Origin of the sequence: Streptomyces sp. NPDC048290 (assembly GCF_040652095.1) — a bacterium.
Taxonomy (GTDB): domain Bacteria; phylum Actinomycetota; class Actinomycetes; order Streptomycetales; family Streptomycetaceae; genus Streptomyces.
Genome location: NZ_JBEZLM010000015.1, coordinates 16,074 through 42,056, shown reverse-complemented (window position 1 = coordinate 42,056; position 25,983 = coordinate 16,074). Strand labels below are relative to the sequence as shown.

The window sequence follows — 25,983 nt, the reverse complement described above, 5'->3', positions numbered from 1 at the left end:
TGGCTCGGCGCGGTGCCCGGGGACCTCCCCGGCGGTGAACTCGGCATGAGGCGATCGTCGCGCCGGGCATCACTATCGGGCTTCCAATAAACTGCCTGATTGTGTCGGACATCCGCCATGACTCGAAGGCGCCCACCCGGACCCGGACGATGCCGGCCGGGACCCGTATCGACGCCCACCGCCACGACGAGCACCAGATTGTCTACGCCGGCTCCGGAGTGCTGGCCGTCACCACCGAGCACGGAACCTGGTTCGCGCCGGGCACCCGGGCCCTGTGGGTGCCCGCCGGCGCCGTGCACGCGCACCGCGCCCACGGCCACCTCGATCTGCACAGCATGGGACTGCCCGCCGACGACAACCCGCTCGGTCTGGACACCCCCACCGTCCTCGTCGTCGGCCCGCTGCTGCGCGAGCTGATCCTCGCCTACACCCGCGACCCCGAGGACCGAGGACCCGAACGCGCCCGGCTGCTCGCCGTCCTGCGCGACCAATTGCGCGCCTCCCCGCAGCAGCCGCTGCGGCTGCCCACCGCCACCGACCCCCGTCTGTCCGCCGTCTGCGCCCTGGTCCACGAGCACCCGGACGACCCCCGCACCCTCGCCGCCCTCGGCGCGGCCACCGGCACCGGCGAACGCACCCTCAGCCGGCTGTTCCGTGCCGAGTTCGGCATGACCTACCCGCAGTGGCGCACCCAGTCCCGGCTGTACCACGCGCTGCGGATGCTGGCCGAGGGCCTGCCCGTGACGACCGTCGCCCACCGCTGCGGCTGGTCCACCCCCAGCGCCTTCATCGAGGTGTTCCGCCGCTCCTTCGGCTACACCCCGGGCACCCATCGGCGACGCGGCTGAGCGACCCCCGGTCACCGTCGCGTAGTATCCGCCGCGGAATCCCTTCCCACAGCCCACGCGCACCTACCACCACCGCGTTCGGAGGAAGCCGCCAGGCTCACTTCTGTCTGGCGTGGCTGATGAACCATCGGGCCGAGTTCGAGCACTTCGGTACGCGACCGACTCGGGGTGACGGCTGCGGCCCAGGTCCCGTGGAGCGACCCGCGCCCGATCTGCATCACCGGCGACTTCACCGCTCCGCCCTGTATGCCGTGGGTGAGCAACGACAGTCGATCTGCCTGGTCCAGAACCGGATCTTCGGCCACGACCTGCTCACACCACCTCAACACCACCCTCAGCCGGGTAGACCCGCCACCTACGAGCGAACCTGACCAAGCGCTACTCCTCCTACCTCGGTGAACACTTCGTCCACTTCATCATTCTCTGAGAACCAGCCAGCCCGCCAGGGCAACCGGCCCGGTTCCGAGGCCCCTTCGGCGACGGCAGCGGCTGGGCGGCTTCAGCAGCGGAGTCGGCCCCGCGGCTGCGAGGACGTTCGACGACCGGGCCGGGGACGGAACGCGCGGCACGGCAGCGGCTGCGGTCCCGCAGACGACGCCACTGAGCAGGACCGCGTGAGGTGACAGCCGCTGGACCTTCACTGCTGGGTGCGCAGCAGCCCGGGGACACGGCTGGTTTGCCCGAGCCGGGATGCGGCTGGGGGTGGCGGACGCAGACATGCTGATTCGGGAACTGCCGGTCGACCCGGCAACCGACCACCGTCCGAGGAGATGGAGGGAGGCCGCCGCCTGATCCGACCGCCCCGAGCGCGGCGAGAAGAGCCGGCAGAGGATCGGCTGCCACGGAGCCCGGCGTCCGTTCGCCCTTGCCCCGTAGCCGTAGCGTGTCGGAGCCGGGAGCCGGGAGCCGGGAGCCGGGAGCCGGGAGCCGGGAGCCGGGAGCCCGGAGCGCTGCCGGCCCGGTGAAGCCCTTGGGTACGGCGTAGGTTCACCCGGGTGGCCCAGTCGCGGGTGCCGTGGGCACGGGCCCGTCCGATAGTGGGGCAGGGGACCGGCATCCGGGAGGTCCCATGCGGATCGACGTTCACGCCCATGTCTGGACGGACGACTACCTCGACCTCCTCGACGGATACGGCAAAACCGACACCGCCACCCAGCGCGGTACCGGCGCCGGGCTCGGTACGGACGAACTGGCCGCCCGCCTGGAGCTGATGGACTCCACCGGGGTGACCCACCAGGTCCTGTCCCCGGCCCCCCAGTCCCCGCACTTCCAGAACCCCGACCACGCCCTGCGGGCGGCCCGGTTCATCAACGACCAGTACGCGCAGATCGTGCGCGACCACCCGGACCGGTTCCTGGCCTTCGCGTCGCTTCCACCTGGTCCATCGGCGCACCCATCGAGGACACCATCGCCATCATGCGGCTCATCCTCGCCGGAATCCCCAGCCGCTACCCAAGGATGCGGATCCTCGCCTCGCACCTCGGCGGTGCCCTGCCCATGCTGCTCCAGCGCGCCGACAACCAGGTCAGCTGGGAAGCACCCGACACCCCCGAGAAGCCGTCCGCCGCGGCCCGCCGCCTGTGGTTCGACAGCGTCGGCCACGGCCACACCCCCGCCCTGCGCGCGGCCGTGGAATCCTTCGGCGCCGACCGGATCGTCCTGGGCACCGACTTCCCCTACGAAGCCGGAGACCTCTTCCGCACCGCCATCGCGTACATCGACAATGCCGGACTCACCCCGGAGCAGTCCCGCATGATCCTCGACACCAACGCGCCCACCCTCCTCGGACTCGACCCCACCTGAATCCGGCACCACCGCCCCTGCTCCATGCAACAAGAGCCGACCAGAGAGCCCACTGCGGTGTGCGGCTACCGCGGTGTCGGAGGGAGAGTGTGGTGGCGGAGCCGGACGGCGGGGAGGCCCTCCCGATGGTGCGGCGGGACAACTCCGACAGGGCCGTCCGCCCCGCGGGCGTGGGAACGGGTGAGCGCTGCGGCGGGTTCGGGTTCGGCGGACCGTGCGCACGAACGCCGACGGGTCCGACACGAGCGCCGGCGAAGCCCCGTGGGGCGGAATGCCGGGGCTATGCATGAGGTGCGCGGCGGCTGCCCGTCCTCAGGGCGCGGCGGCAGCTTTGCGCCACGCGGTGAGGTACTCGGCCACCGCTTGGACCGCGTCCGGGGGCGGCGCCCTGCCGGACGAAACCAGGGTCGGCCCGCGGTTCACCGAGCTGAGCACCGAGACGGGTGGGCGGCCGAGGTCCGTGCCTTGCCTCTTCGCTCTGCACGCCAGACTGACAGGACGAGTTCCAGCAGCCCCCGGTGGGCATCGGATAGAGCGCTCGGATACGGGCGGTGTCGCGTCATGTTTCCGTAGTACCGTCCGGCGGCGCAGCCCGTTCCCAAGGAGCAAACGAGATCAGGCAGGGGCGCCTTGGGATTAGATGGGAGGGAACCGGGAGAAACAGATCGGCGCACGACGCCCTCCGCCGCATCCGCCACGGCAAGAGCATCTGCCCCAGTGATCCCAGAACCGCTCACTCTCTGAAACGCCGTCAAAAACCTTATCCAGGAGAACCCTATTTCAGGCGTAGTGCACGAGTAGCGCGTGGAGATACTCCTCCAGGCGGCTGGTCAGCAGGGTTGGGGTCAGATCGGCGCGGCCCGCCTCGCGCCACGGGACGGCGACCTTCTCCGCGTCCGGAGCGAAGCCCAAGGCGTCCAGCAGACGCCAGTAGAGATGAGAAGCGCGATCTTCAGCCAGTGTCCCTCCTGCCGCGACGTAGAGGTCGGCGAACTGCATGCCCGCGGGAACCCCGTGCAGCAAGGCGAGGGCCGTCGAGCAATGGGCCACGTCCAGGTCGGCCGGCCCCCACGAGGTCTCCACCCAGTCGACGACGCCGCTGATCCGCAGCCCGTCGCCGTCGCCTGTGAAGAGGACGTTGCCGGGGTGGAAGTCACGGTGCAGGAAGCAGGACCGGTACGCCGGGGGCTCGCGGCGGATCACGTCCACGGCCCATTGCCACAGCTCAGGCCGCTCGGTGTCTTCGGGCGGGCTCACCCGATCGGGAGAGGTCCACGCCTGGTACGCGCGCGGCCGTGCCTCTGCGGTCACCGACAGCCGGTGGATACGCAACAGCTGCCGGGCCAGTAGTTCGGCACGGCGGTCGGCCCCCTCGTCGCCCAGCCGCACGGTTCCGGGCAACAGAGACATCAGCAAGGAGGGGTGATCGCAGTACCGCGCTGTCGCGTCCGTGGCCACCAGCGTGGCCGCGGGTACGTCCGTGCCGTCGAGCAGACGCAGAACGGCCGCCTCGCGGTTCAGTAGGCCCTCCGCGTGCCGAACGAAGAAGGGCTTGACGAAGGACCGCAGGACCAGCGCGCGTCGGCCCGCAGGCCCGCGAACCTCCAGACGGCGCATCTCCGACGTCCAGCCGCCACGCAACCGCACGGCATCCTCGATGTGTTCCGCCTCGGAGAGCCCCTTCTCGACCCAGGCGCGCGTCGCGGCCCAGCTCGGGCCTACGAGTTCGTCACCGACGTGCTCAGTTCCCTCGCCCGCCACCATGAGGGCAGGCTACTCGCTGTACCCGACGGATGCCTTCGGCCATCCCACCCGCAACGCATGCCAATCACCGGGCCGTTGCGTCGGGAAGCGGAGATCCCACGCCCAGACACAGAGCAAGCTGGGTGCGTGTGCTGACGAGCCGAGGAGGCCATCGTCACCGGCTCCCTCGGCCGGGTCGCTCTTGAGGTGGCCGTGGCCTCTGCGGTGGGTGCGGTATCGACGTCGCTCAGGGGCTGTCGTCAGCGTCACCGGGTGAGCTGGCGGCGAGAGGCGGCCGAGGCGGCTTGTTCGGCACCCGGGCTGTGTCCTGCTCTGGGCTGAGCCCCTCCACGGCGAGGCGGAAGAGGCGGTCGGCCTGGGTGTCGGGGTGCTTGTGGTGCTCCGTGGCCAGGGCGATGCCGACGGAGAGAGTCAGCAGGTCGTGGAAGGTGACATGTGGTGCGACCGCTTTGTCGCGGATGGCCCGCTGGAGCAGAGGGGTTCCGGCCGCTTCGATTCTGCTGCCGCAACTGCTGGGGGAGGGTTCTTCGGTGGGGGGCTCGTAGCCGAGGACGTGGGCGAATCCGCGGGCTGACACGGCGTAGCGGACGAGGGCGTGGAGCCACTCCAGGAGTGCGGTGCGGCTGTCCTCGGTCGCACTCAGCCGGTGGGCGTGCTCGCACAGGCCCTCGATGCGTTCTTGGAAGACGGCTTCGAGCAGGGCCCGGCGGGTGGGGAAGTGGCGGCGCACGGTCGCCGAGCCGACGCCTGCGGTGCGGGCGATCTGCTCCTGGGAGGCTTCGGCGCCGTGTGCGGCGACCTCGGCTTCGGCGACGGCGAGGATGCGCTGGTAGTTGCGTCGGGCGTCCGAGCGCTGGCCGGTCATGGTCTCCTCCTTGCTAAACGGCGGGCCCCGCCATATCTTAGCGGCAAGCTAAATGGCGGGCCCCGCCGTTTATTCTCCCTGGTCTGTGAGGAGCAGCGATCGTGCCTGACAGCAGCGAAATCGTCCTGGTCACCGGTGCCACCGGCCAGCAAGGCGGGGCCACGGCCCGCGCGCTTCTGGCCGCCGGGGTGCCCGTACGTGCGCTCGTACGCGATCCGCGGTCGGAGCCAGCCCAGGCAATCGAGGCGCTCGGCGCCGACCTGGTACGGGCGGACCTCGGCGACCGGGCCTCGCTCGGCCCGGCGGTCGAGGGGGTCCGTGCGGTGTTCTCGGTGCAGATGCCGCCGATGTCCGAGACCGGAGTGGACTTCGCGAGCGAACTCGCCCAGGCCATCAATCTGATCGACGTGGCGAAAGCCGCAGGGGTGCGGCAGTTCGTACAGTCCTCGACGAGTGGAGTCGGGGACCACACCCGGGCCGCCGGCTGGGCCGAGGGCCGCTGGGCGGCGATGGCGGACTACTTCCACACCAAGCAGGCGATCATGGAAGCGGTACGTGGCGCGGGCTTTGCCCGCTGGACGGTGATCAAGCCCGCCTTCTTCATGGAGAACCTGCCCCTGCTGGCGCCCAAGGGGCCCCGCGGCGGACTGCTGACCGTACTGAAGCCGGACACCGAACTGGCCCTGGTGGCCGTGCGGGACATCGGTACGGCCGCGGCGCATGCCCTGCGAGATCCCGACCGGTTCCACCAGGTGGAACTGGAGCTGGCCGGTGACCTGCGCACGATGGAGCAGATCGTGCAGACCCTGTCCGCCGCCTGGGGCGTGCCAGTGACCGCGCCCTCCATGAACGTGGCAGAGGCCCTCGACGCGGGAATGCCGAAGTGGGGAGCCGGACACGAGTGGAACAACGTGGTCCTCCAGCCCGCCCGGCCCGAGTTCGCCCAGGAGTTGGGCATCGCGCTCACCACCTTCGCCGAGTGGGCGGACGAGCGGTTGACACCCGTGTCCGGCTAGCTGGAGGCGACACACGCGGTCGGGGTCACACAGGCGGCGACCTGCTGTGGCGGGCAGGTCTCGGCGCAGCCGGGCGGCTGCTCGGGGATGCGGTACCGGTTGTTCCTCACCGGCACCTGTGCCAAGGCCCTCGCTGGGACGCTGGCGCCGCTGGGCGGCGAGGGGGCTGCCGGGGCGGACGGCCTACGGACTTCGGAGCAGAGTGTTGCTCCCACCGCTGACAGGATGTCCGTGGTGAGGTTCGATCACTTCGCCATGATGATCGGCCCGTTGAGCGGCCCGTCAAGCGGCCCCTGTCTGCGGGGAGCGGGCATTGACTGCCTGGACGCGCTGTGGAACTCGGGCTTCGTGATCGAGAGCCCGAACGCGAGTGGCTCCTGCGCCTCCGGCGTCTTCTTCCGGTCCCCCCCCGAAGCGGCGCCGCAGGGGTGCCGCTCGCCTGGCTGTGCGCGCGGGACACGCCGGCCGGCTCCTCGCGCACGGCCAGGTGCCGTTCGCGTACCGTGCCGCGCACGGCGTCCTGGCCCTGGCGCTGCTGCTTACGTGCCTGTCCGGGGCCGTGCCCGGATTCGGCCCGGCAGAGGCCGCCGTATCTTGCACGTGAGGGTGGCCGATGACGTCGAACGGGCCTGGCTTCGTCCACGGGAATGGGTTCTGGCACGAGTTCTGTGGAGCGGTCACGATCAGTGATCAGCGGGTGTTTCGAGTGCTTGGAGGATCTGCCGCACCTCCTGGCGCCACTGATCGGCGTCGGCGCTGTCCACCCAGCCGGTCGCCCTCTCTGATCCGTCCCGGAGAACCCGGTTTAGTGTGAGTCTCGCCGACGCGCGAAGCGAGGCCGGTAGTTCGGGCAGAGGTCGACTGGGGCCGTCATCGGGGTCAATCACCATGGGGCTGTCGGGGAGGGTGCTGGCGACGAGAGCGCCGGCGGCAACGGCTTCGGCCTCGTTTCCGCTATCGACGCGCTCTCCCGAGTCGATGACTCGCTGGAATGCCCGCTCCAGCACGTCGATGACCTGCTGGTGGGTGAGTCCCTCAAGTGCGTCGACGAAGTCTGCGGCGAGGTCGCTGTCGAACGGACCGGTTCCCCACGTTCCCATGCATGACTCCTGACACGGCTGTCTCTGACGAAGGCATCGTTCCAGGAACCACTGACATCGGTCATGGGGCGAGGAGAACCCGCTTGCGGAGCAGTGCGAAGCCGGCGCGTCCGGACATCTGGCGCTTGAGCACCTTGATCCGATTGACGTGGCCCTCGACGACTCCAGAGTTCCTGGACATGACCGGTCAGGGCATCGAGTTCAGGGCAGTTGGCCAGGATCGTCTTGAGCCGGAGCTGTTCGGTCTCGGTCAGCGTCTCGGGTCGGATGGGGATCCCAAGCGTCACCACGCGGGGTGTCGGCGGGTGCGCCGTGACCGGCCGTGGTGAGGTGCGCTTCTCTCGTAGGTGGGCGCTAACCCGGACGTAGCTGCCGCGATAGCCCAAGAGAACACTCTCGTCCCAGAGCTTCCAGGCGTTGGTGCAACCCTCTTCCCAGCGTTCGTCCAGGTAGGGCTTGTACTCGTTGAGGACGGAGGTCCGGTTGTGCTGCCACCGTCCCCTGCGTGTGGCGTACTCATCGACACCGACCACCCGCGGGGCCGGGGCTTCGGGTTCGGGCGATGCATCGAGCAGCCGCAATACCGCGCTGCGACTGATCGACACCCCGAAGGCCCGTCAGTCCGGGCATGCCGCCCTGCTCGCGGTACTGCAGACGTCGATGTGTATCGCCTCGTGGCTCACTTCCAGCGACAGCACCGACACGTCCGCGATGGACGGTAACAGCAGGCCCTCCAGAGCAGGCGATGTCTCTTCCACGACGCTGCACTGTCGGCCACGCCAAGATCGGCCCTGGCCCGGCCCGGCCGAGTTTGATCGGTTTTCGGGCCCGGGAATGGCTGGTCGTCAGGTGAAGAGGGGGCAAGGGCTGCGGTGGTGGCGCAGGCGAGGGCGAGGACGGCGGCGAAGGCACCGGTGGCACGGGTGCAGGCCGCCGCCTCTGCCCGCCCGCCCCCTTCTGGTACGCCGCACACACCCACCTCACCCACCCCGACGACCTCAACAACCTCGCCACAGCAGCCGGAGACCGGCACCGCTTGCAATGGAGTCACCTCCTCCTCCAACGCGCCGCCGACCGAGGCCACAGCGGCGCCCTGGGCGACCTGGCCGCGATGCGGGAGAAGGCCGGGGACAGGGAGGGCGCCGAAGCCCTTGCCCGGCAGGCCGCCGACCTCCGTCGCAGCACGAATGCCCTGACCATGCTGGCACTGCTGAGGGAGAGGGCCGGGGACCGGGAGTCTGCTGCAACCCTCGCCCGGAAGTCCGCCGACCACGGTGACTCCCTCTCCCTGCCCTTCCTGGTCCGGATGCGGGAGCGGGCCGGGCAGGACAGGGAGGGCGCCGAGGTCCTTGCCCGGGAGGCCGCCGACCGAGGCTACAGCGGCGCCCTGGGCGACCTGGCCCTGATGCGGGAGGAGGCCGGGGACCCGGAGTCTGCCGAAGCCCTCGCCCGTGAGGACGCCGACCGCGGCGCCAGAGGACTCGGCCGTGAGGTGCGGCAACTGCTCGACAGACTGTGGCCGCACGGCCTGGACCCGGACGGTACACCGACACCCCCATGGCAGTGATCCACGGGATACCGGGCCCGACCCAACGAAGGCGTTCCGGCGCCGAGATCCCCGACAAGGCGACCAAGCCCGGTTCACGCGGCGGGTGTCACCGGGTGATGGGTGGGTGCGCTGAGGCGGCCCCGGCTGCTTGCCTGCGGCTCGGTCCATATGGCCCGCATGGTCTTTGCGGTGTCCCCGTCGGCGGGGGATGTGTGTCGTCCCGGGTGCGCCAGGGGCGTCGGCCGGGCTGGTGTGCGTTGTCCGGGGGCTTCAGACGACGTCGGCCGTCGGCTGCCGGGGTGCAGGGACGGCCTGGGCGGCCGGTGGTGGCTGTGGGGCCGTTGCCGTCATGTCGGTGTGCAGTGTGGTGCGTGCTTGCAGGAGGAGGAATCCCGCCAGTGACGCCGAGAGGGCGACGGCGATGCAGATCGCGGTGCGGGGGCCGTGTGTGTCGGAGACGATTCCGGCGAACACCGATCCGAGGAAGCCGCCTGTCAGGAGGGTGAACACCGGGAGGATGGCGAAGGCGTGGGCGCGCATGGTGGGCGGGGTGACCGCGGCCACCAGCGGATTGACGGCCACCAGAGCGATGCCGGCGCATACCGAGGCCAGTACATGGCAGGCGATGAGCAGAGGAGCGGGTCGCAGCCAGATGCCGGTGGCGGTGATCGTGCCGTAGCCGACGATCGCGGCGGCGGCGGCGATGACCGTACCCTGCGGTGCGGAACGGAAGCGCCGGTCGAAGAGGCGTCCGCCGATGAGCATGGCGGCGATCACGGGCAGTTGGACGAGGGAGAAGACCAGGCCACGTCCGAGGGCGTTGATGCCGTACTCCTCGTCGAGGAGCAGCGACATCTGGACCGGCACGGTGTACAGCGCCAGTCCGAGTACGCCGGCGGACAGGCAGACGCGGAGGAAGGTCCGTACCCGGGTCATCAGCCTGAACGCCTGGATGATGCCCACCGGTGCCGGGCTGGACAGGCTGTCTGGTCTGTCCGGTCCGTGTCCCGGGTCCTGGAGGAAGAGTGCTGCGGCGGCGGTCAGCAGCGCGTAGGGCACCGCCAGGGCGAGATAGGCCCAGCGCCATGCCTGTGCTTCACCGGAGAGTGAGGCGAGTGTCCCGGCGAGTGCGGGTCCGATGGCCTGTCCGGCGGGGGTTGCCGCGGCGTACAGGGCGTAGACGCGGCCGTGGCTGTGGGTGGGGTAGGTGTCGGCGAGCAGCGAGCCGAAGACGGGGCTGGAGTAGGCCGCGGCGAGGCCGGTGAGGGCGAACGCGGCAAGGAGTTGCCAGATGCTGCGGGCCGTCCCCGCTGCGATGAGGGAGAGCGTTCCGACCGCGGCGGAGGCGACCACCAGGTGCTTGCGGTTGACCCGGACGGCCAGCCAGGCCATGGGCAGGCCGCCGAGGGCCAGTGCCACACCGGCGAGACCGGCGGTGGCGACGAACACGGCGTCGGAGATGCCGAAGCTGGTGCGGATGTCGGGGGCGAGGGTGCTGGTCGCCTCGCGGCTCAGCTGCTCCATCGCCACCAGGAGAACGGCCAGCAGGCAGACGGCCCGCCCGCCGCCGTGCAGGGTGTCCCGAGGTCCGGGTGCGGTGTGTGTACGCATGACTGGTACCCGGCGCTAGAGCCGGCTGTCCAGCCAGTCGAAGGTGAACGCGGCGGCGGTGGCGGTGGCCCCGTTCTGGCAGTGTGACTGGGCGGTGCTCGCCTCGTCGAAGACCATGAATTCCTTGGGGCAGTCGAGAGCGTCGTACAGGCGGCGGGCCTGACCGGTGGAGAAGCGCTCCTGTGTGCCGTCCATCACCAGCGTCGGGCAGGTGATGAGTCCCGCGACTTCGGTGAGGTCGCAGGCGTCGAACTCGCGGAAGAGGTCATAGGGCGTCGACACCCCGTGCTTCCACGACGAGTCCCTCAGGAACCACTCGGCGAGCGGGGATCGCTCGGTGACGGCGGCGACCGCGGCGTTGAACGTCTCGGGACCGGCCGCCAGCGCGTCGTCGAGAAGGGCGGGGAGCCCGGCGCGGATGACCTCGCCCCAGTTCAGGACGCCCGGGTTGGCCACGCACACCTTGATCCGCTGCTCGAAGGCGACGGCCCGGGGCGCGAGATAGCCGCCGAAACTCAGCCCCATCAGCCCGATCCTGTCCCGGGACACACCTGGCAGACCGACGGCGGTATCCACGACCGCGGTGACGACCCGCTCCCAGTCGTGCCGGAACGTCATCCCGCTGAGCCGCAGCGCGAGGCCCTGACCGGGCCCTTGGACGGCGAGGCAGTGGTAGCCGCGCCGGATGGCGCCGTCGTAGAGCCAGCGGGTGTCCTCGGGCCACGCGTCCCGGCCCTGGAAGAACATCAGCAGCGGCGCCTCGCGCCCCGCCTCAGGGCTGCGGTACAGGTACGACGGCAGGAAACCGCCCTCGTACGGGATGCGCACCGGCTCGCCCGGATAGCCGGAGAGTTCGAGATAGCGGTCGTAGCAGTCGTACGCGCTGACGGCGTTGGCCCGGGTGCGTACGTCGTCCGGCCTGCTGAAATGCATCAGCGAGGCCCGCCAGTAGGTCGCCGCGCGCAGATAGGCGTCGCCCGCCGAGACGCGGTGGCCGTGCCTGACGGCGGTCTCGGCCCGCCGCTGGAGCGACTCGGCGCGTTCGCTCCACGCCGAGACCCAGCTCTCCTCGTCGTCGTCTCCGATCATGCGGGCGGCCTCCAGGCACTCGCCAAGATCGGACATGCCATGGGCCATCATGCTGATCTGATGCTTGATCTGGTCGTCCATGATGTCGCTGGCGGTGAAGCGGTACGAGGTCCAGTGGGGGCCGGGGAACAGCGGATTCGGCGTGGGCATCGTAGGTGCGGACATGGTCTTCCCCTTCTGTCGGCCCGGGGCCCGGATTCCGGGCGTCGATGAGGTCACGGCGGACGGCGGGGCTGGGGTTCACACCGCGCGACCAGGCATGTCGTGATCCGGCCGGTTCGCCGTGTGCGGAGGCCAGTTGCGGTGACGGGGCCGGAAGACACATCTGGTCCGGGCGCTGGACCGAGGTGAGCGCCCGGTGGCGTCATGGGCAGGACGGGGGTGTGCGGCTGTGGTCGGTCGATGAGCTGACCCTGGCCGAAAGGATGGCCGTCGCTCGCCTCGCGGGCCTCGTGGAGCGCTGGCGGGAACAGGCCTCGGTGGCGCGCTGAAGGCCATGAACGCGCTCATGGGTGATCCCGCGAGTCGGAAGCATCCCGCCGGTGTCGTCTGCGGGCCTGACGTGGCCGGCTGCTCTCCATGGAGGTAGCGCATCGCCTCAGTGGGCCTGCTTGCCCGATCCTGCCCCGGACAAGCGCCTGACGCTGAGACGCCGTGGTGTCTGTCCGGGACAGTTGGATCGCCGAGGCGCCGTCTCCCGCGCCGTCTCATGCGGCTTGCTCGGCGCAATTCCGTTGCGGCCCTGGGGTCGGCCAGGGAGCCTGGGCTGGTGCCGGGACAAGGGAAGAGACGGCGGCGGCAAGAGGCCGAACGTCAGCGGCTCGCCGCTCGCACCGCGCCGGACGCGGGACGGTGGGTAGTGGTCGTCGAGACGCGGGACCAAGCGGAGATGCGTGCGCAGTTGCGCCGCCTTCGGGAGGCCGGAGTCGACGGGTCGGTGATCCGCATCGACACGCTGTGCGGGCGCCTGGTGCTCCCGACCACCTACCGGCTGAGCCGGTTCGTGACGGACCCCGGGCGGGAGTCCGGGCACGAGGGCTCCGACCATTGATCTTGCGGCAGGTCGAGGTGAGTTGACGGACGCGGCGTGGGAGCGGATGGAGGCCCTGCTGCCGTGGGTGGATGGGCGTGGCCGTTCATGGCGTGATGGCCGAGCACTACGGGTGTTCGCAGAACATGGACGAGCGGCTCGCCCGCTGGGGACTGGAGGAGACCTGAGTGAGGCTTCCGGAACAGGTCCAGGGCCGCGCCAGCCGCATGGCGCACCGCAGGCACATCCTGACCCCAAAGATCCCAGAGTGACTGCGGCTCGGCTGGTCCGCGCGGCGGGACACCACGCGGCGGCGCACACGGGAGCACACCCGCGGAAGACGAGCGAAAAGGGCGCGGAAGCGGTCACACACTCACTCACGAAAGCACCGGCGCGCGCCGCGAACCAGCGGACCGCGGAGCGCGGCACACGGCGTTCCCGCCCGTTCATCCCCGACCTGGACTGACTCCGTCCGTCCCGCTACGTGGCGGACGGTGACCGGGCGTCGTCGGCGAGCTTGATGAGCGCCAGCGCGGAGCGGTACTCCTCGACGGAGTAACCCAAGGGGGGGTCACCTATCCTGGACGTCTCCTCGTTCAGCTCCCGCTGCCCCTCTGCGAAGGACCGCAGGACGGACCGGGCCCGGCCCGTCGTCACGTCCAGCGCGGCGGCCACCTCGTTCCAGGTGGCACCCCGCCTCATGGCGGCGTGCAAGGACCAGGCGCGGTCCGAGAAGACCTCGCGGTGGATGCTCTCACCCAGGGCGAGGACCGCGAGCGCGTCGCCCGCGGTGGCCCTCTCTCCGGGGTGGCAGCCCAAGGGCACGCACCGGTCCAGCAGGCGGTGGTGGTGCGCGACGTACTTCTCGGCCTGCCACGGCAGCTCGATCCCGTATCCCACGTCGTCGGGCCTGCGGATCACCCGGGCCTGCCACTCCTCGTGCGAGCGGGGCGAGTCGACAGGGGGTGCGGACTGCAGCGGTGCCGGTTTCGAGGGGGCACGTGTCGCACCGGTCCGCGCGCCGGGCGTGGCCGTGCCCGGCGTGGGGCCGCTGTCGCGGTCGGCCCTCCGCGTGGCGGTGTCCGGCGCCGGGCCGCTGTGACGGTCGGCCCCTCCGAGTGCCTGTGCCAGGCGCCGGGCACGGACACGCTCGGCCCTCCGCTTGGCGGACCAGGCCAGAAGGACCACCACGGCCAGCGCCCCCAGGTGCGCCCCGGCTCCCGCGAGCAGGTACCACCAGGGGGATCTGCCCCGGTCCACCGCGTCGAGGCCGAGCCTCATGGACGCCACCCACGCCACGGCCAGGCCGATCCACGGCAGCAGGAGCATCGCCACCGTCCCCGTCCTGCCCGGCTGATCGACGTTCATGGACGCGTAGAGCACGATCACATTGACCAGGACCCCGAACCCCGCGAGGACGGCTACCACGCCCAGGTAGAGCATCGGCCACTCGTCCGGCGCACCGGAACCACCGCTCGCTTGCTGGATGAGTGCGTTCATGGGCTCCCCGCCGTCCGTTCCGCTCGACCACCACCCCCGACGGTACGAGGAGTTCGGCGCCCCGCCCTGAGTAATCGTACTCAGCCGGACCGGCCCGCTACTCAGACGGTTCACGGCTTCTCCTGGAGGCGGAACCGGGCCGGAGTGGTGACGTTCGTCCGGGACCAACTCCGCCGCAGCATCCGCACCGGAAAACCTGATGACCCTACCCGGTGCCCCTGATGGTCGACTCCCAGTCCGTCAAAGCGGCCTCCCACCGTCGGCAGGGACAGCGGCGGCTACGCCCCGGGCCATTAGATCAACGGCCGCAAGAGGGATCGCGGATCACCTGCGGATCTGCCTGCGTCCCGTTCTCAGGGAGTGGCCTGTCCGGCTGATCGGATACTGCCGGACAGGCCCGGGTCTGGAGGACTCAGCGCTTGAGCGTGAAGGTGAAGTCGCCGGAGACCTTGCCGCTCAGGCGGACTGTCGACACGAGGTTCCCCTCGGCGATCAGCCTCTCTGCCTCGGCTCGCGAAGTACCGAATCCCTCCGCGATCAGTCGCACCGGCCGCACGGGAATCCGCGCCGCGAAGCGGACCGAGACCTCGATCGCCTCACCCTCTGGCTGATCCGGCTGATCCGGCCTGCCGCTGTCGAGGCGCCAGGCGTTGTCCCAGTCGAGGGCGATGCGGTTGCGGCGCCGTACGACCGGGTCCTGGAGCAGTTCGGCCGCCAGGCCGGGGTCGTTGCCGTGCAGCAGGTTCAGGAGTTCAGGCTGTACGGAACGCACGCTGGTCCGCTCCAGGACGGTGAGCTTGGTGGTGTCCCCGCACTCGGTGCACAGTGCGAGGAGCCAGGCGTCGAGGAGCTTGTGGTTCGCGTTGACGCGGAATCTGCCGCTCGCCCGGAAGCGCCCGGAGACGCACCTGTGGCAACGGCGGAGGACGATGGGCAGGCAGGTGGGCACGACCACCCAGAGTTTGGACACAGAGACACACCGGTTCCAGTGAGAGGACCGCAGCGAAAAGGAGCGCGTCGCACAGATGCGACGCGCGACGGTTCAGCGCTCGGGGGGTCTCACTTGGTGTACAACGGCACGTCCTTGCCGGGGCGACTGCGGGCGCGAGCACGGTAACGGCACACGGGAGTACCGCTCCACTGGTTTTCGGCCCCCACGCCGAACAGCCCGTCGGCACCCACTCCTGGGAATTCCGGTGAGACCGGCCGCGCACCCTCTGGGGAACGGTCATCAGCAGGCCACCGAACTGGTCGTTCATCACTCTCATACAAGACGCCTCACCCGCAGAGGCCCCTGCACCGACAACTGGAGGGAAAAGGACCCGCCCTGCCAGCAACTGACCACTTGCCCAGCCCCTCGGTTATCCCTTCTCCGCCCCCCCGTTGCCTCGCCTCCGGCGGGTCCACGGCACGCTCATAGCTGCCTCAACAACAGCCCATGTCAGACGAATCCCGCAGGTCAACGGACGCTTCGACGTGCTGATGAAGAGAAACACCTACTGGCGGTAGACAGCACGCCACCTTCTCGGAGCGGCCACGGGAGCGGGCAGGAATACCCTCGTCGGTGTGCACGTTCCCAAACGACTAGCAGCAGACTGGCAGGTGCGCCACTTCGCAGCTCTCGAAGGGGATCTTGGCCGTCCCTCGTCCGCTTCGAGCCTCGACAATGACATCCCGAATACAAAGGAGCGAGGCAATGAGCGGACACACGACCCTGATCACCGGTGCCAGTCAAGGCTTGGGGCGCGCACTGGCGATCGAGCTCGCGGCTCATGGTGGGACCCTGTTGTTGCACGGCCGAAACGATGCGCGACTTCAGACCGTGGCTGAAGAGGCGCGGGCGGCCGGTCCCGACGTCACCGTCCGTACCTACCTCGCGGACTTGTCCGATCTGGACCAGGTACATGCGCTGGCCGACCGGATACGTGACGCGGAACCGCACCTTGACGGCCTGATCAACAACGCAGCAGTGACTGCGGGTTCCGATCCGCGCAGGCGGGAGGTGAGCCGCCAGGGTTATGAACTGCGTCTTGCCGTCAACTTGTTCGCCCCCTATGCCCTCACCCTGGGCCTGCTACCGCTGCTCTCCTCTTCTGCACCCGCCAGGGTGATCAACGTTGCTTCCTCGGTCCAGGGCGCTGTCGATTTTCGGGACGTCATGATGGAGCACAACTACGACGGCCTGCGTGCCTACGGCAGAAGCAAGCTGGCACTCATCATGGCGACTTTCGACCTGGCCGTGGAACTGCAAGGCACTGGAGTCACGGTGAATGCGGTGCATCCGGCGGATTTGATGGACACCGAAAGCGTCCGCGCCTTCGGCATCCCACCCCGCACTACCCCAGAGGACGGTGCTCAGCCCGTCGCGCGGCTTCTCCTCGACCCCGAAATCGCCCTCACCTCAGGCCGCTACTTCGACCGCTTCACCGATGCGCGCGCCCATGCGCAGGCGTACGACCCCGCAGCACGCAGACGCTTGATGGAGCTGACCCGTGCCGCGAGCGGCAGCGGCCAGCGTGGCTGAGTGTTGTTCGAAGCCGATCGGGGTGACGCAAGGGTTGACTCCGAAGCAGCTTCCATAGATCGTCCAGCCCGCGAACCCGGACCGGTCGCGTCATCCGGTCTCCCTACTGGTTCAGGAAGGCATTTTCAACCGGTACCACCAGCAACCCCGCGAACCTTTCCGGTCACAGCACTACATGCGGGAAGGCCGTGGCGCGACTCCGGGCGTTGCATACCCACCCCGGCCGGGACCAACGCCCAGCGCACCCTCGCCGACGGCGCGGTCGGCATCCGCCGCCACCTCTACGCCGACCGCCAGCCGCCCGGAACCCGTTCCGCCGATCTCCGCAGCCGCGGAGCGGGGCCGTCGACTACCGCTCGCACACAGCGACCGCTCCGTCCGTTTGACCGCGACCTCATCCGGCAGCCGCCCAGTCCCGCGGCCGTCACTGCAACGGCCCGGCAGCAGGTCCGATCCCACCCTCACCCCCACCAGCACACTCATGCCTGGATCACGTCCTTGTGCCGACTGTTCACCAGGGCTGGGCTGATGTCCCGACGACAGCTTCTTCTACTTCCGGCTCTGGCTGGTTGGGCCGGGACGGACTTCACTGAGCGTGAGCGGTGGCTGGCGAGCTGCCAGGTCGGCCACGCCCTGGACTCAGGTCCTGGACGTGGTCCGGCCGGCGACGCCAGACGATCGACAGGGCCGGTGGCCCCCAGGTGGACCAGCGACCATACGGCGCCGTAGCAGCTGGCCAGGGCGTGGGCTTCCCGTGCCGTGACCGGCGCAGCGTTCGCCTCCAGCTGGTCCACCCGCCGCTCGGTCTCTTCCCCGTCGGCGTCTCAGTCGGGCAGCGGGCCACAGGGAGCGGGCGGAGATCCTGGCATCCATCGACGGCGTACGAGCACGCCTCGTTTGCTGTCGCTTTCGCACCGACGCCCCGCACGAAAGGGGGTCGGTCATCCCCCTGCGGGTTCTCTGCCACAGGGGTGAGGGATCGCGGTAGGTGCGCTGTCCTGGGGCGTTGTCGTATGGCGGGTGATGTTGTCTCAGTTTCATGCGTTCCTGCCCGTCGGCCGGGGGATGGCTGATGTGCTCGGTGCGTGGTTCGGGAGTGTCACCAGCCGCCCTCGAAGAAGGCCAGCAGCGCCGGTGCCGGGTCCGCCGAGGTGCTGATGTTCGCCACCGCGACCACGAGCACAGGCAGTGACAGCACACCCGACAGCACTGCGAATCCCGCCCATACACGCCTCGTTCGCCGGTCGGACGGATCCGTTCCCGCGAACCGCTGCCACAGCAGCACGCTGACGCCGATGAGGACGACGGTGACGATGGAGGCGAGCACGGCCATGGCGATGTGATAGCGGGCGAAGTCGCTGATCATCACCTCGATGGCAGGTTGTGCCCGCTCACCCGCACCTGGGTGGACGGCCAGGCGCGACCTGATCTCGTCGAGTGTCGCGCCGAGTTCTCCGTCGGCTGCGGTGACCCCCAGCATCGGCAGCAGCGAGGCGAAGGGTGCCACCGCGCCCTGGACATTGGCCATCACCACCGCCAGCGAGAACAGGGCGAGCACGATGACCAGAGCGCCGCTCGACGCGAGGGCCGCGCTCCTGCCCGTCCCGAGACCACCGGACCTCAGGTACGCCTTCCACAAGAGGACGCCGAGTGCGATCAGCACGATCGTCAAGAGCGCGGCGATCACGGCCTTGGCCACGTGGTAGCGGAACCAGTAGTCGACCGCTTGCTGAAGTTCCGGCGAGAAGTCCCGGTCACCGGAGTTCCAGTACGTGACGAACGCCTCGCGGACGGCTTGGACGAGGCTGCCCCGGTCGGCGAGAGCGTCGCCCGGCCCGCTCGCCGCCAGCAGGCGCGGGGCGAGGACGAAGGCGGTGACGAGGGCCACGGCGAGCGCGGTGAGTACGGCGGCGGCGCGACCGGGGGCATGCGCGGAACGCGGTGGGGCTGTGGAGCTGGGCAAGGAGGTTCCTTCGGCTCGATCGGGTGCGGGGACGGCAGACGTCGTACCGCCGTCCTGCCGACCACGGTTCCGCACCGGCGCCTCCCGGGCACCGGAGCAGGCCGGAGACCCTGGGGTATGGCAGGCCCCACCTCCGTCCCTGGGGCGAGCCCCCGCCGGGGACGGGAGTTCGCGCCGGCCGCCCCTGGGCGCCGTCAGCCCCTGAGATATGTCAGGACGGCCAGTACCCGGCGGTGCCGGGCGTCGTCCGGCGGCAGCCCGAGCTTGGCGAAGATGGTCCCGATGTGCTTCTCCACCGTGCTGGCGGTGACCACGAGCCGCTGCATGATGGCCGTGTTGGAGTGGCCTTCGGCCATCAGCGCCAGGATCTGCCGTTCTCGCGCGGTCAGTGACCCGAGGGCACTGTCCTGACGCCGCCCGGTCAGCAACTGGGCGATCACCTGGGGATCGAGCACCGTCCCGCCGCGCGCGACCCGGTCCAGGGCGTCCAGGAACTCCTCGACGCGGGCGATGCGGTCCTTGAGGAGATAGCCGACCGCGCCGGAGCCGTCCGCCAGCAGATCGTCCGCGTAGGAAGGCTCCACATACTGGCTCAGCATCAGCACCGGAGTGCCAGGCAGGTGCCCCCGCGCGGCGATCGCCGCGCGCAGACCCTCGTCCGTGTGGGTCGGAGGCATCCGGATGTCGACGATCGACACATCCGGACGGTGGTCGAGCACCGCCGCCACCAGGGCGGGACCGTCGCCGACCGCGGCCACCACCCGGTGGCCGTCCTCGACGAGCAGACGCACCAGGCCCTCGCGCAGCAGCACCGAGTCATCGGCCACGACGATCCGCAGCGCACCCCGGGCCGGGACATCGGGTGACGCTCCGGGTGCCGTCTCGTACGGGGTCAGCAGCACGGCAGTTCTCCGGTGATCGTCGTCGGGCCACCGGGCGGGCTGCTGATCCGCGACCTGCCGCCCAGAGCGAGCAGCCGGTCCTCCAGCCCTCGAAGGCCGTGCCCCTTGTCCAGCGCCGCGCCGCCCACTCCGTCGTCCGTGACCCATACCCTCAGCACGCCCGCATCGTGGCGCAGCCCGATCACACACCGCTGCGCGCCACTGTGCTTGGCCACATTGGTCAGCGCTTCCGCGGCCACGAAGTACGCGGCCGTCTCGACGGCGTCCTTGGGCCGGTGGTCCAGGGCTACGGCGTCGAGTTCCGTGAGGATGGTGGAACGCGCGGCGAGGGCGGCGAGCGCCGCGTGCAGGCCGCGGTCGACGAGGATCGGCGGGGCGATGCCACGGGAGAGCGCCCGCAGCTCGTCCAGTGCCTCCTGGGCCTGGACGATCGCGTCCGCCAGGGCCTCCCGCGCTGTCTCCGGCCGTCTGTCGAAGTGGTGTCGGACACGGCCCAGCTCCACCGCCAGACGGATCAGGCGCTGCTGGGGCCCGTCATGGATATCGCGTTCGAGCCGACGCAGCGCGGTGGCCTCGGCCGCGACCGCCGCGGCCGTCTGCGCGCGAGCCGTGTCCCGCTCCTGCTCCAGTCCGCTGATCCTGCGGTGCAGCGCGGACGTGTCACTGAGCAGCGCCTGCCCCAGCCCGCTCTGGGCGGCGGCGCACACCCGGGTCACCAGTGGCAGCGTGAACAGCGTCAGCAGACCGAGCAGCGTCCCGAAGACGACCCGCTCGATCGGTGACGAGAGCCCGAGGCTCACCGTGACGTGCGACTGGGCGTCGCCCAGGTTCAGGGAGAGCGGGCGCAGCGGCTCAGCCGGTGCGTACTGGTAGCGCAGGGAACATGTGACGCTGCCGATGCCGACGAACCACCACAGCGCGGTCACCGCCGAGGTCACCAGGACGACGGGCACCACCAGGACCGCGTGCGCCGCGTCCAGCCACGGCCCCGGGCCGGACGCCTCAGCCCTTCCCATCGCCCTTCCCGTCGGGCTTCCCTTCGGCCCTGGCAGACGGTCGACGGGCGCCCCGGCTCCGGTGATCGCGAGACGCACCCGGGCGATGCGCCACCGCTCCAGGTCGGCGAACCACCTGGCCGGTGCCAGGGCCCGAGCCACGGCCGGCGAACCGCCGGGCAACAGCAGAGCGACCGCCGCGACGAACACGCCTCCGAGCACGGACACCAGCCCGGCCACGGCGATCACCGGCGCGGTGAGCAGGTAGAGCGACCACATCAACGTGTCACGCCCTGTGCGGGAAAGGCCCCTCGTTCCCTGGTACCAGCGGTCCGGGGCCGAAGGGGCCGATGAGGAGAGCGTATCGGTCATGCGTCCACGCTAATGTCCTGCGCGCAGCCCCGTCGAGGGAGGCGCCCAGTGGTCCGCTGCCGTCCCAGCCGCGACTGCAAACGCCGCCCTCACGGTGTGCCACATCACTGGGCGGTGCGCGGTGCGTCGGGTGTGTCATCGCCGCGCTGGTGGAGCGCATGGACGATCTGCGCTGGCAGGTGCACTTGGGCGAGGGATTAGGTGAGGGGACCCGACGCGACCTGTCCGCCGCGCACCTTGATGTCCTGCTGCATAGCCTGAACATCGGCCGGTGGTAGGGCTTGGGGGAGACGACAAGGCCGGGAGCGAGGACCCGGTCGTCGCCCTCAGGGGCCGTGCTCTCCCGTTGCTTTATCTTCGAATGCGAATGTGATCCGGCGATGTCGGGTGCGCTGACGGACGCACAGCCCCATCCTGTTTTGAGCCGTCCGCCGCCACAGCGGCGAGCGGTCGCTCAGGCGGAGTCGCAGGACCGGAGCGGCGGGACCGTCGCCCGCGCGGCCCCTGCTTCGATGCCGAAGTGCCGGTACAGCTCCCGGCGTCCCTTCTCGGTGACGGCGACGGCCCGGGTCGGGCCGGTCCGGACGACCCAGCCGTCGTCGAAGGCGTGACGGCACAGTGCCGCGCCCACCGCGCCCGCGAGATGGGGGCGGCGCTCGGTGAGGTCCAGGCAGGAGCGCACCGCCGGTCTGCGGGTGGCCGGGAGGGTGATGCCCAGCCCGGAGAGGAACGCCCCGCCCTCGGGGGTCAGTGCCAGTCCGCCCCGGTCGTCGAGGAACCCGCGGCCGGTCAGCGCGTCGGTGACGCGGACCCCGAGGGCGCCCGCCAGATGGTCGTAGCAGGTACGGCCCAGCGCGAGGGCCCGGGTCGTCCGGGCCGCGGTCAGTGAACGCGGCGGGACCCGGGAGGCCGGCGGTGCGAGCGCGGCCAGCGACTCGATCAGCTCCGCGACCTCCGGGCCCGCCAGCGCCACGTACCGGTGGCGGCCCCGGCGTTCCTCGATCACTAGACCCGACGCCACGAGCTGATGGAGATGCCCGGTGGCGGTCGACGCCGCGACACCGGTGTGTCGGGCCAGCTCCCCGGCGCTCCAAGGCCGTCCGTCGAGCAGGGCCAGGCAGAACGCGGCCCGGGTGGCATCGGCGAGCAGTGAGGCGACGGCGGCGAGATCACGCCCGGATTCTCGGGTGTCCATCCTCGGATTGTCCCGCCGGAACGCTTCGGCGCCCACCGAAGTAGTGCCGACCTACGGTTCTGGCCATGGAATCAAGCTCACTGATCGTGCCGCCGAGGGTCGGGGAGTGCCCGCTCCAGTTGGAGGCACGTGCGGCGGCGGTCCGGCATGACACCGCGGGGGAGTTCCTGATTGTGGAGGCGAGTGTCCTCAGGGTGCACGCGGCGGCGGGCCTCGTCGTACCGGGCACGCAGTATGTCGACCCCGCTGCCTGGAGCCCGCTGGTCTACAACTTCCGCCACTACTTCGGCCTTGGGCCCGAACTCGGGCACAGCTCCCGCTCCCAGACTTCGCGGGGCCTCCGCCCGTGCGGGGGAGTCTCGATGTCGGCCATGAAGGCGTCCAGGCCCGACTGGACCAGGTGAGAGTCCGTGAAACCTTCCTGGGCGCATGCCTGTGCCCGCTGGGTCCTGGGGGGGGGTGCCCGTACCGGCCGTCCTCCAAGGGCTGCGGCCCGCCTGCGCTCAGCGACGACGACCTGTTGGTCGCCGTCCCGGGCGAGTCGCGGTGCGACCGCGGCGCCGGTCCTCCGGCTGCCCCCGGTCACCACAACCCTCGTCGTCATGGAACCTCTTGTCCGTCCCGGGTTGCGAGATGCCGGGGAACCGACCCGTACCGCCGGACACGGGTTGGTCGGCGGCATCGAATCCGTATGGCGGGGCGGCGCGGAAGGGCCCGCGAAGGACCGTCCAGCATCCGTAGTGACATTTAGGTAAGGCTAACCTAAGATCACGGCAGTCGACTTCGGGTCCCCACTCCGAGAAGCCGGTCCTCCCCCCTTGTCTGTGTCCGAGAACCAGGGCACGGCCGCGCCCATCGGCGTGCCGTGCTCCCTCCCCGAAGGAGACGTGCAGCGCATGTCCATGCCCCGCAGTGGCCGTCTGGCCGCCCTCGCCGCACTGACCGTCGTGTCGGTGGGCGCCGGTGGCCTCGCCGTTCCCGCCTCCGCCGCCCCGGGCGCTGTCGTCGCCGCACCCGCCGTCGCGCAAGCGGCACAGGAAGGGAGCGCGTCCGCGTCCGCTCCCATCCTGCTCACCGGACAGTCCGCCTGGGCCTTCAAGACCTCCTGGGTCAACTACGTCCTGGGGATGCGAGGCTCGATCAGCGTCGCCGACGGTGCGACCCAGGGCTCCGGCGGTCTGATCGGCTACCCCGTCAAGCACGGCTCGGTGGACCCCGCCGGGCGCGACGCCGACGTACGCTTCGGCGGCTCGGTGACCTACGCGGTGCCCGCCCATGGCATCACCGCGATCACCCTCGCCAGCCCCCGGGTTGTCCTCAAGGACGGCACGGGCACGCTCTACATGAACGTCACCACCGACCTCGTGCCCGGTCAGGCCCCCGTCACCACCGCCGACGTGCCCCTCGCCGAACTGACGGCCGCCGCCGACGCCCTGAACGGCGACACGATCGACTGGACCGGCATCACGGCCACGCTCAGCGAAGCAGGCTCGCGGATCTTCGCCCACCAGGGCCGACCCATGTACCCGGCCGGCTCCGCGCTGGAGACCCTCGCGGTCACCGGCAAGGTCAGCCTCCCGACCCTGACGGTCAGCCAGGTGAAGGGCCTGGGCGCGGAGACCGAGGTCACGGTCACGGGCAAGGGCTACCGGCCCGGCCGCGGGGTGTACCTCGCGCAGACCGTCGCCCTGCCCGGCGACACCTACCCCAGTGTCTACGGCAACGCCGTCTACATCCGCCAGGTCGGCGCCGACGGCACCTTCACCTCGACCCTGAAGCTCACCGAGAAGTTCACCGCGGCCGGTGCGACTCCTCCGCCCCCCGTGGACTGCCGCGTCACCGCGTGCTTCGTCGCCACCTTCAACTCGTACGACGGCGCCGACCGCACCTGGATGTCCTCGCGCGCCCAGGACGTGGCCCAGCCGCTCCGGTTCGGCACCCCCGCCGCGGTGACCACCCAGCCCCAGTCCGCCACCGTCCGCTCGGGCGCCAACGCCGTCTTCACCGCCGCGGCCACCGGCTCCGACTCGGTCCGCTGGGAGCGCAGCACCGACCGGGGCACCACCTGGAAGACCGTCGCCGGTGCCACCTCCCCCACCCTCTCGGTGAAGGCCACCGCCGCGCTCAGCACCCACCGCTACCGCGCCGTGTTCGTCAACGCCGCCGGTGAGACCGCCACCTCCGCCGCGACACTCACCGTCACCGCGGTCCCCACCCGGATCATCTCCCTCAACGCCGGTCCCGAACCGGTCGGCAAGGGCGGCAAGCTGACGGTGACCGGCACCCTCCAGACCGTCGGCGCGACGGACAACACCTGGCGCCCGCTGCCCCGAACCACCGTGGTGATCGAGACCCAGCCCGCCGGCAGCCGCACCTGGAGCCGCGCGGCCACGACCACCACCAGCAGCACGGGAGCCATCTCGGCGTCGGTCACCGCCACCAAGGACGGCCTCTGGCGCGCCCGCTACGCCGGGACCGCCGACCGCGCCGCCGCCACCAGCTCCAGCGACCACGTGGACGTCAAGCTGCGCACCGCCGTCTCCGGCTTCAACGCGAGCCCCGAGCCGGTCCGCAAGGGTCGCACCCTCACGGTGACGGGTACGCTGCGCAGCCTGGACGGCACCTGGAAGAACACCCCGAACGCATCCGTGGACATCCTGTTCAAGGCGGACGGCGCCCGTAGCTGGACCAAGCAGTCCACCGTGCGCACCAACAGCCGTGGCGTGTTCTCCAAGGGCTTCACCGCCCGGAAGGACGGCACCTGGAAGGCCGAGTTCAAGGCCACCTCGTCGCGGCTGGGCGTCACCAGCTCCAGCGACTGGGTCGACGTACGCTGATCCCGCACAGCCCGTCACCCGGACAGCCGGTCAGCGCAGGCGCTCCATCCGCCCGCTCACCGGCTGTGCGCTGGGCGTACCAATGGTCCCCAGGTGCACTGGGGCGCGGGCCTCTTGTCGACCCCGGCGGACCGTGCTCCTCTGGCGGCATCCTCTGACCAGACTGTCAGGTCTCCGGAGGACGCCCGTCCCCGCGGCCGTCCAAGGAAGGCCGTACCACCATGGAACGGGGGGCAGGACATCTGACTGCCCGTGCGCCGCCCACCGCGTGGTGGACGACTCCGGCTCCTGGTGGGTGCGATTCCTCCAAGGCGGCTGACGCCGCGTAGTCCATTGCGTTCGTGTGCCTGGGCGCGCGATTGATGTCACGGGGACGGGTTGTCGAACTGCGGGTTCGTGCAGAAGAGGCAGCGTTGTTGTCACCATCGGGTCGAGCTGCTTGTCACTGGCCGTCGTTCCGCCCAGGGACGACGCCGGGCAGTGCTGGCTGGGGTGCCGTGGCGAGCCAGGTCCGCCAGACGTGACGCGTAGAGGGCACCTCGGGACGGTCCAGGAGCCAGAGAACGTAGCTGGCGTGGCGCTGTGCCCATGGGTTATCCGAACGGGCGGCTCTTACGAGTCTGCCGCGCAGGTCTTCACTGTCCACGGCCCGAGCCACGCGCACGTACTCGCGGTCCTTGCAGCGGTAGGGCCGCTGTACGACGGTCTCGATCAGGTCGACAAGCTGGTGTGTGACTGCTTCATCGTGGCGAGCGGTCGCCAGGTCCCGGATGAGGCGCTCCTTCGTGCCCCACGATTTGGCGTACCGTGTCCACTCCTGCGGATATCTCGCCTCCCACTCCAGGAAGCACAGTGCGTAGGGGAGACCAGGCCACGTGCTGATGTCGGGACCGGCTGGGCGGTCCCACAACCCACTGGGCAGTGAGTACCTCAGTGCCTCCTGGTAGTTTCTGTGCGCCGCCTGCCGTCCCAATGGAAAGCCTCGACGCCATGCGTTGTTGAACCGATCCAGAGCGTCCT

The 25,983-nt window shown here is 70.3% G+C and carries 18 protein-coding genes and 2 pseudogenes; 8 read left to right on the top strand and 12 right to left on the bottom strand.

Going from position 1 to position 25,983, the window contains the following annotated elements:
• Positions 1-101 precede the first annotated feature (101 nt).
• A complete protein-coding gene (locus AB0D49_RS25190) occupies positions 102-848 on the top strand; it encodes a helix-turn-helix transcriptional regulator (protein WP_362761311.1) in 747 nt (248 codons plus the stop codon).
• 1,416 nt (positions 849-2,264) lie between these two features.
• Positions 2,265-2,651, top strand: coding sequence for an amidohydrolase family protein (locus tag AB0D49_RS25185; protein ID WP_362761309.1), 387 nt, complete (start codon positions 2,265-2,267; stop codon positions 2,649-2,651).
• 441 nt (positions 2,652-3,092) lie between these two features.
• Here AB0D49_RS25185 and AB0D49_RS25180 read toward each other — a convergent pair.
• The 3 genes and pseudogenes from AB0D49_RS25180 to AB0D49_RS25170 form a co-directional block, all read right to left on the bottom strand.
• Positions 3,093-3,214: pseudogene (locus AB0D49_RS25180) on the bottom strand (IS5/IS1182 family transposase); the annotation flags it as partial.
• Positions 3,215-3,431: 217 nt separating this feature from the next.
• A complete protein-coding gene (locus AB0D49_RS25175; protein ID WP_362761307.1) occupies positions 3,432-4,415 on the bottom strand; it encodes an aminoglycoside phosphotransferase family protein in 984 nt (327 codons plus the stop codon).
• 226 nt (positions 4,416-4,641) lie between these two features.
• The gene (locus tag AB0D49_RS25170) at positions 4,642-5,280 is read right to left on the bottom strand and encodes a TetR/AcrR family transcriptional regulator (RefSeq protein WP_362761305.1); all 639 of its coding nucleotides are present in this window, start codon (positions 5,278-5,280) and stop codon (positions 4,642-4,644) included.
• Positions 5,281-5,381: 101 nt separating this feature from the next.
• Between AB0D49_RS25170 and AB0D49_RS25165 the strand changes: the two genes are divergently transcribed.
• Positions 5,382-6,296 carry an NmrA/HSCARG family protein gene (locus tag AB0D49_RS25165; protein ID WP_362761304.1) on the top strand — a complete coding sequence of 305 codons (915 nt, stop codon included), beginning with the start codon at positions 5,382-5,384 and terminating at the stop codon, positions 6,294-6,296.
• 683 nt (positions 6,297-6,979) lie between these two features.
• Here the strand turns inward: AB0D49_RS25165 and AB0D49_RS25160 are convergent.
• Positions 6,980-7,396, bottom strand: coding sequence for a DUF4259 domain-containing protein (locus tag AB0D49_RS25160; protein ID WP_362761302.1), 417 nt, complete (start codon positions 7,394-7,396; stop codon positions 6,980-6,982).
• A gap of 1,036 nt (positions 7,397-8,432) precedes the next feature.
• On the opposite strand from AB0D49_RS25160, the gene AB0D49_RS25155 reads away from it, so the two are divergent.
• Complete coding sequence (locus tag AB0D49_RS25155) at positions 8,433-8,963, top strand: hypothetical protein (RefSeq protein WP_362761301.1); 531 nt, start codon at positions 8,433-8,435, stop codon at positions 8,961-8,963.
• 252 nt (positions 8,964-9,215) lie between these two features.
• Here AB0D49_RS25155 and AB0D49_RS25150 read toward each other — a convergent pair whose 3' ends face one another.
• Both AB0D49_RS25150 and AB0D49_RS25145 read right to left on the bottom strand, forming a co-directional pair.
• Positions 9,216-10,556 carry an MFS transporter gene (locus tag AB0D49_RS25150; protein ID WP_362761299.1) on the bottom strand — a complete coding sequence of 447 codons (1,341 nt, stop codon included), beginning with the start codon at positions 10,554-10,556 and terminating at the stop codon, positions 9,216-9,218.
• 15 nt (positions 10,557-10,571) lie between these two features.
• The gene (locus AB0D49_RS25145; protein ID WP_362761297.1) at positions 10,572-11,810 is read right to left on the bottom strand and encodes an alpha/beta hydrolase; all 1,239 of its coding nucleotides are present in this window, start codon (positions 11,808-11,810) and stop codon (positions 10,572-10,574) included.
• A 724-nt stretch (positions 11,811-12,534) separates the two neighbouring features.
• Here AB0D49_RS25145 and AB0D49_RS25140 point away from each other — a divergent pair.
• The gene (locus tag AB0D49_RS25140; protein ID WP_362761295.1) at positions 12,535-12,696 is read left to right on the top strand and encodes a hypothetical protein; all 162 of its coding nucleotides are present in this window, start codon (positions 12,535-12,537) and stop codon (positions 12,694-12,696) included.
• 459 nt (positions 12,697-13,155) lie between these two features.
• Here AB0D49_RS25140 and AB0D49_RS25135 read toward each other — a convergent pair whose 3' ends face one another.
• Both AB0D49_RS25135 and AB0D49_RS25130 read right to left on the bottom strand, forming a co-directional pair.
• A complete protein-coding gene (locus AB0D49_RS25135; RefSeq protein WP_362761293.1) occupies positions 13,156-14,175 on the bottom strand; it encodes a hypothetical protein in 1,020 nt (339 codons plus the stop codon).
• Between the two features lie 412 nt (positions 14,176-14,587).
• Complete coding sequence (locus AB0D49_RS25130) at positions 14,588-15,145, bottom strand: DUF1062 domain-containing protein (RefSeq protein ID WP_362761291.1); 558 nt, start codon at positions 15,143-15,145, stop codon at positions 14,588-14,590.
• Positions 15,146-15,871: 726 nt separating this feature from the next.
• Here AB0D49_RS25130 and AB0D49_RS25125 point away from each other — a divergent pair.
• Entirely contained in the window at positions 15,872-16,699 is an 828-nt protein-coding gene (locus tag AB0D49_RS25125) for an SDR family NAD(P)-dependent oxidoreductase (protein WP_362761289.1), read from the top strand.
• Between the two features lie 1,099 nt (positions 16,700-17,798).
• On the opposite strand, the gene AB0D49_RS25120 is transcribed toward AB0D49_RS25125, so the two are convergent.
• The 4 genes from AB0D49_RS25120 to AB0D49_RS25105 all read right to left on the bottom strand — a co-directional run bounded on the left by AB0D49_RS25120 (position 17,799) and on the right by AB0D49_RS25105 (position 22,126).
• Positions 17,799-18,662, bottom strand: coding sequence for a hypothetical protein (locus AB0D49_RS25120; RefSeq protein ID WP_362761287.1), 864 nt, complete (start codon positions 18,660-18,662; stop codon positions 17,799-17,801).
• 194 nt (positions 18,663-18,856) lie between these two features.
• Positions 18,857-19,501 (bottom strand): response regulator transcription factor, encoded by a 645-nt coding sequence (locus tag AB0D49_RS25115; RefSeq protein WP_362761520.1) that lies wholly within the window; start codon positions 19,499-19,501, stop codon positions 18,857-18,859.
• Between the two features lie 53 nt (positions 19,502-19,554).
• Complete coding sequence (locus AB0D49_RS25110; protein ID WP_362761285.1) at positions 19,555-20,838, bottom strand: sensor domain-containing protein; 1,284 nt, start codon at positions 20,836-20,838, stop codon at positions 19,555-19,557.
• Positions 20,839-21,385: 547 nt separating this feature from the next.
• A complete protein-coding gene (locus AB0D49_RS25105; protein ID WP_362761283.1) occupies positions 21,386-22,126 on the bottom strand; it encodes a helix-turn-helix domain-containing protein in 741 nt (246 codons plus the stop codon).
• Between the two features lie 68 nt (positions 22,127-22,194).
• Here AB0D49_RS25105 and AB0D49_RS25100 point away from each other — a divergent pair.
• Both AB0D49_RS25100 and AB0D49_RS25095 read left to right on the top strand, forming a co-directional pair.
• A pseudogene (locus AB0D49_RS25100) lies at positions 22,195-22,530 on the top strand (flavin reductase family protein); the annotation flags it as partial.
• A gap of 492 nt (positions 22,531-23,022) precedes the next feature.
• Positions 23,023-24,963, top strand: a complete 1,941-nt coding sequence (locus tag AB0D49_RS25095; protein WP_362761281.1) for an HtaA domain-containing protein — start codon at positions 23,023-23,025, stop codon at positions 24,961-24,963.
• The last annotated feature ends 1,020 nt before the right edge of the window (positions 24,964-25,983 follow it).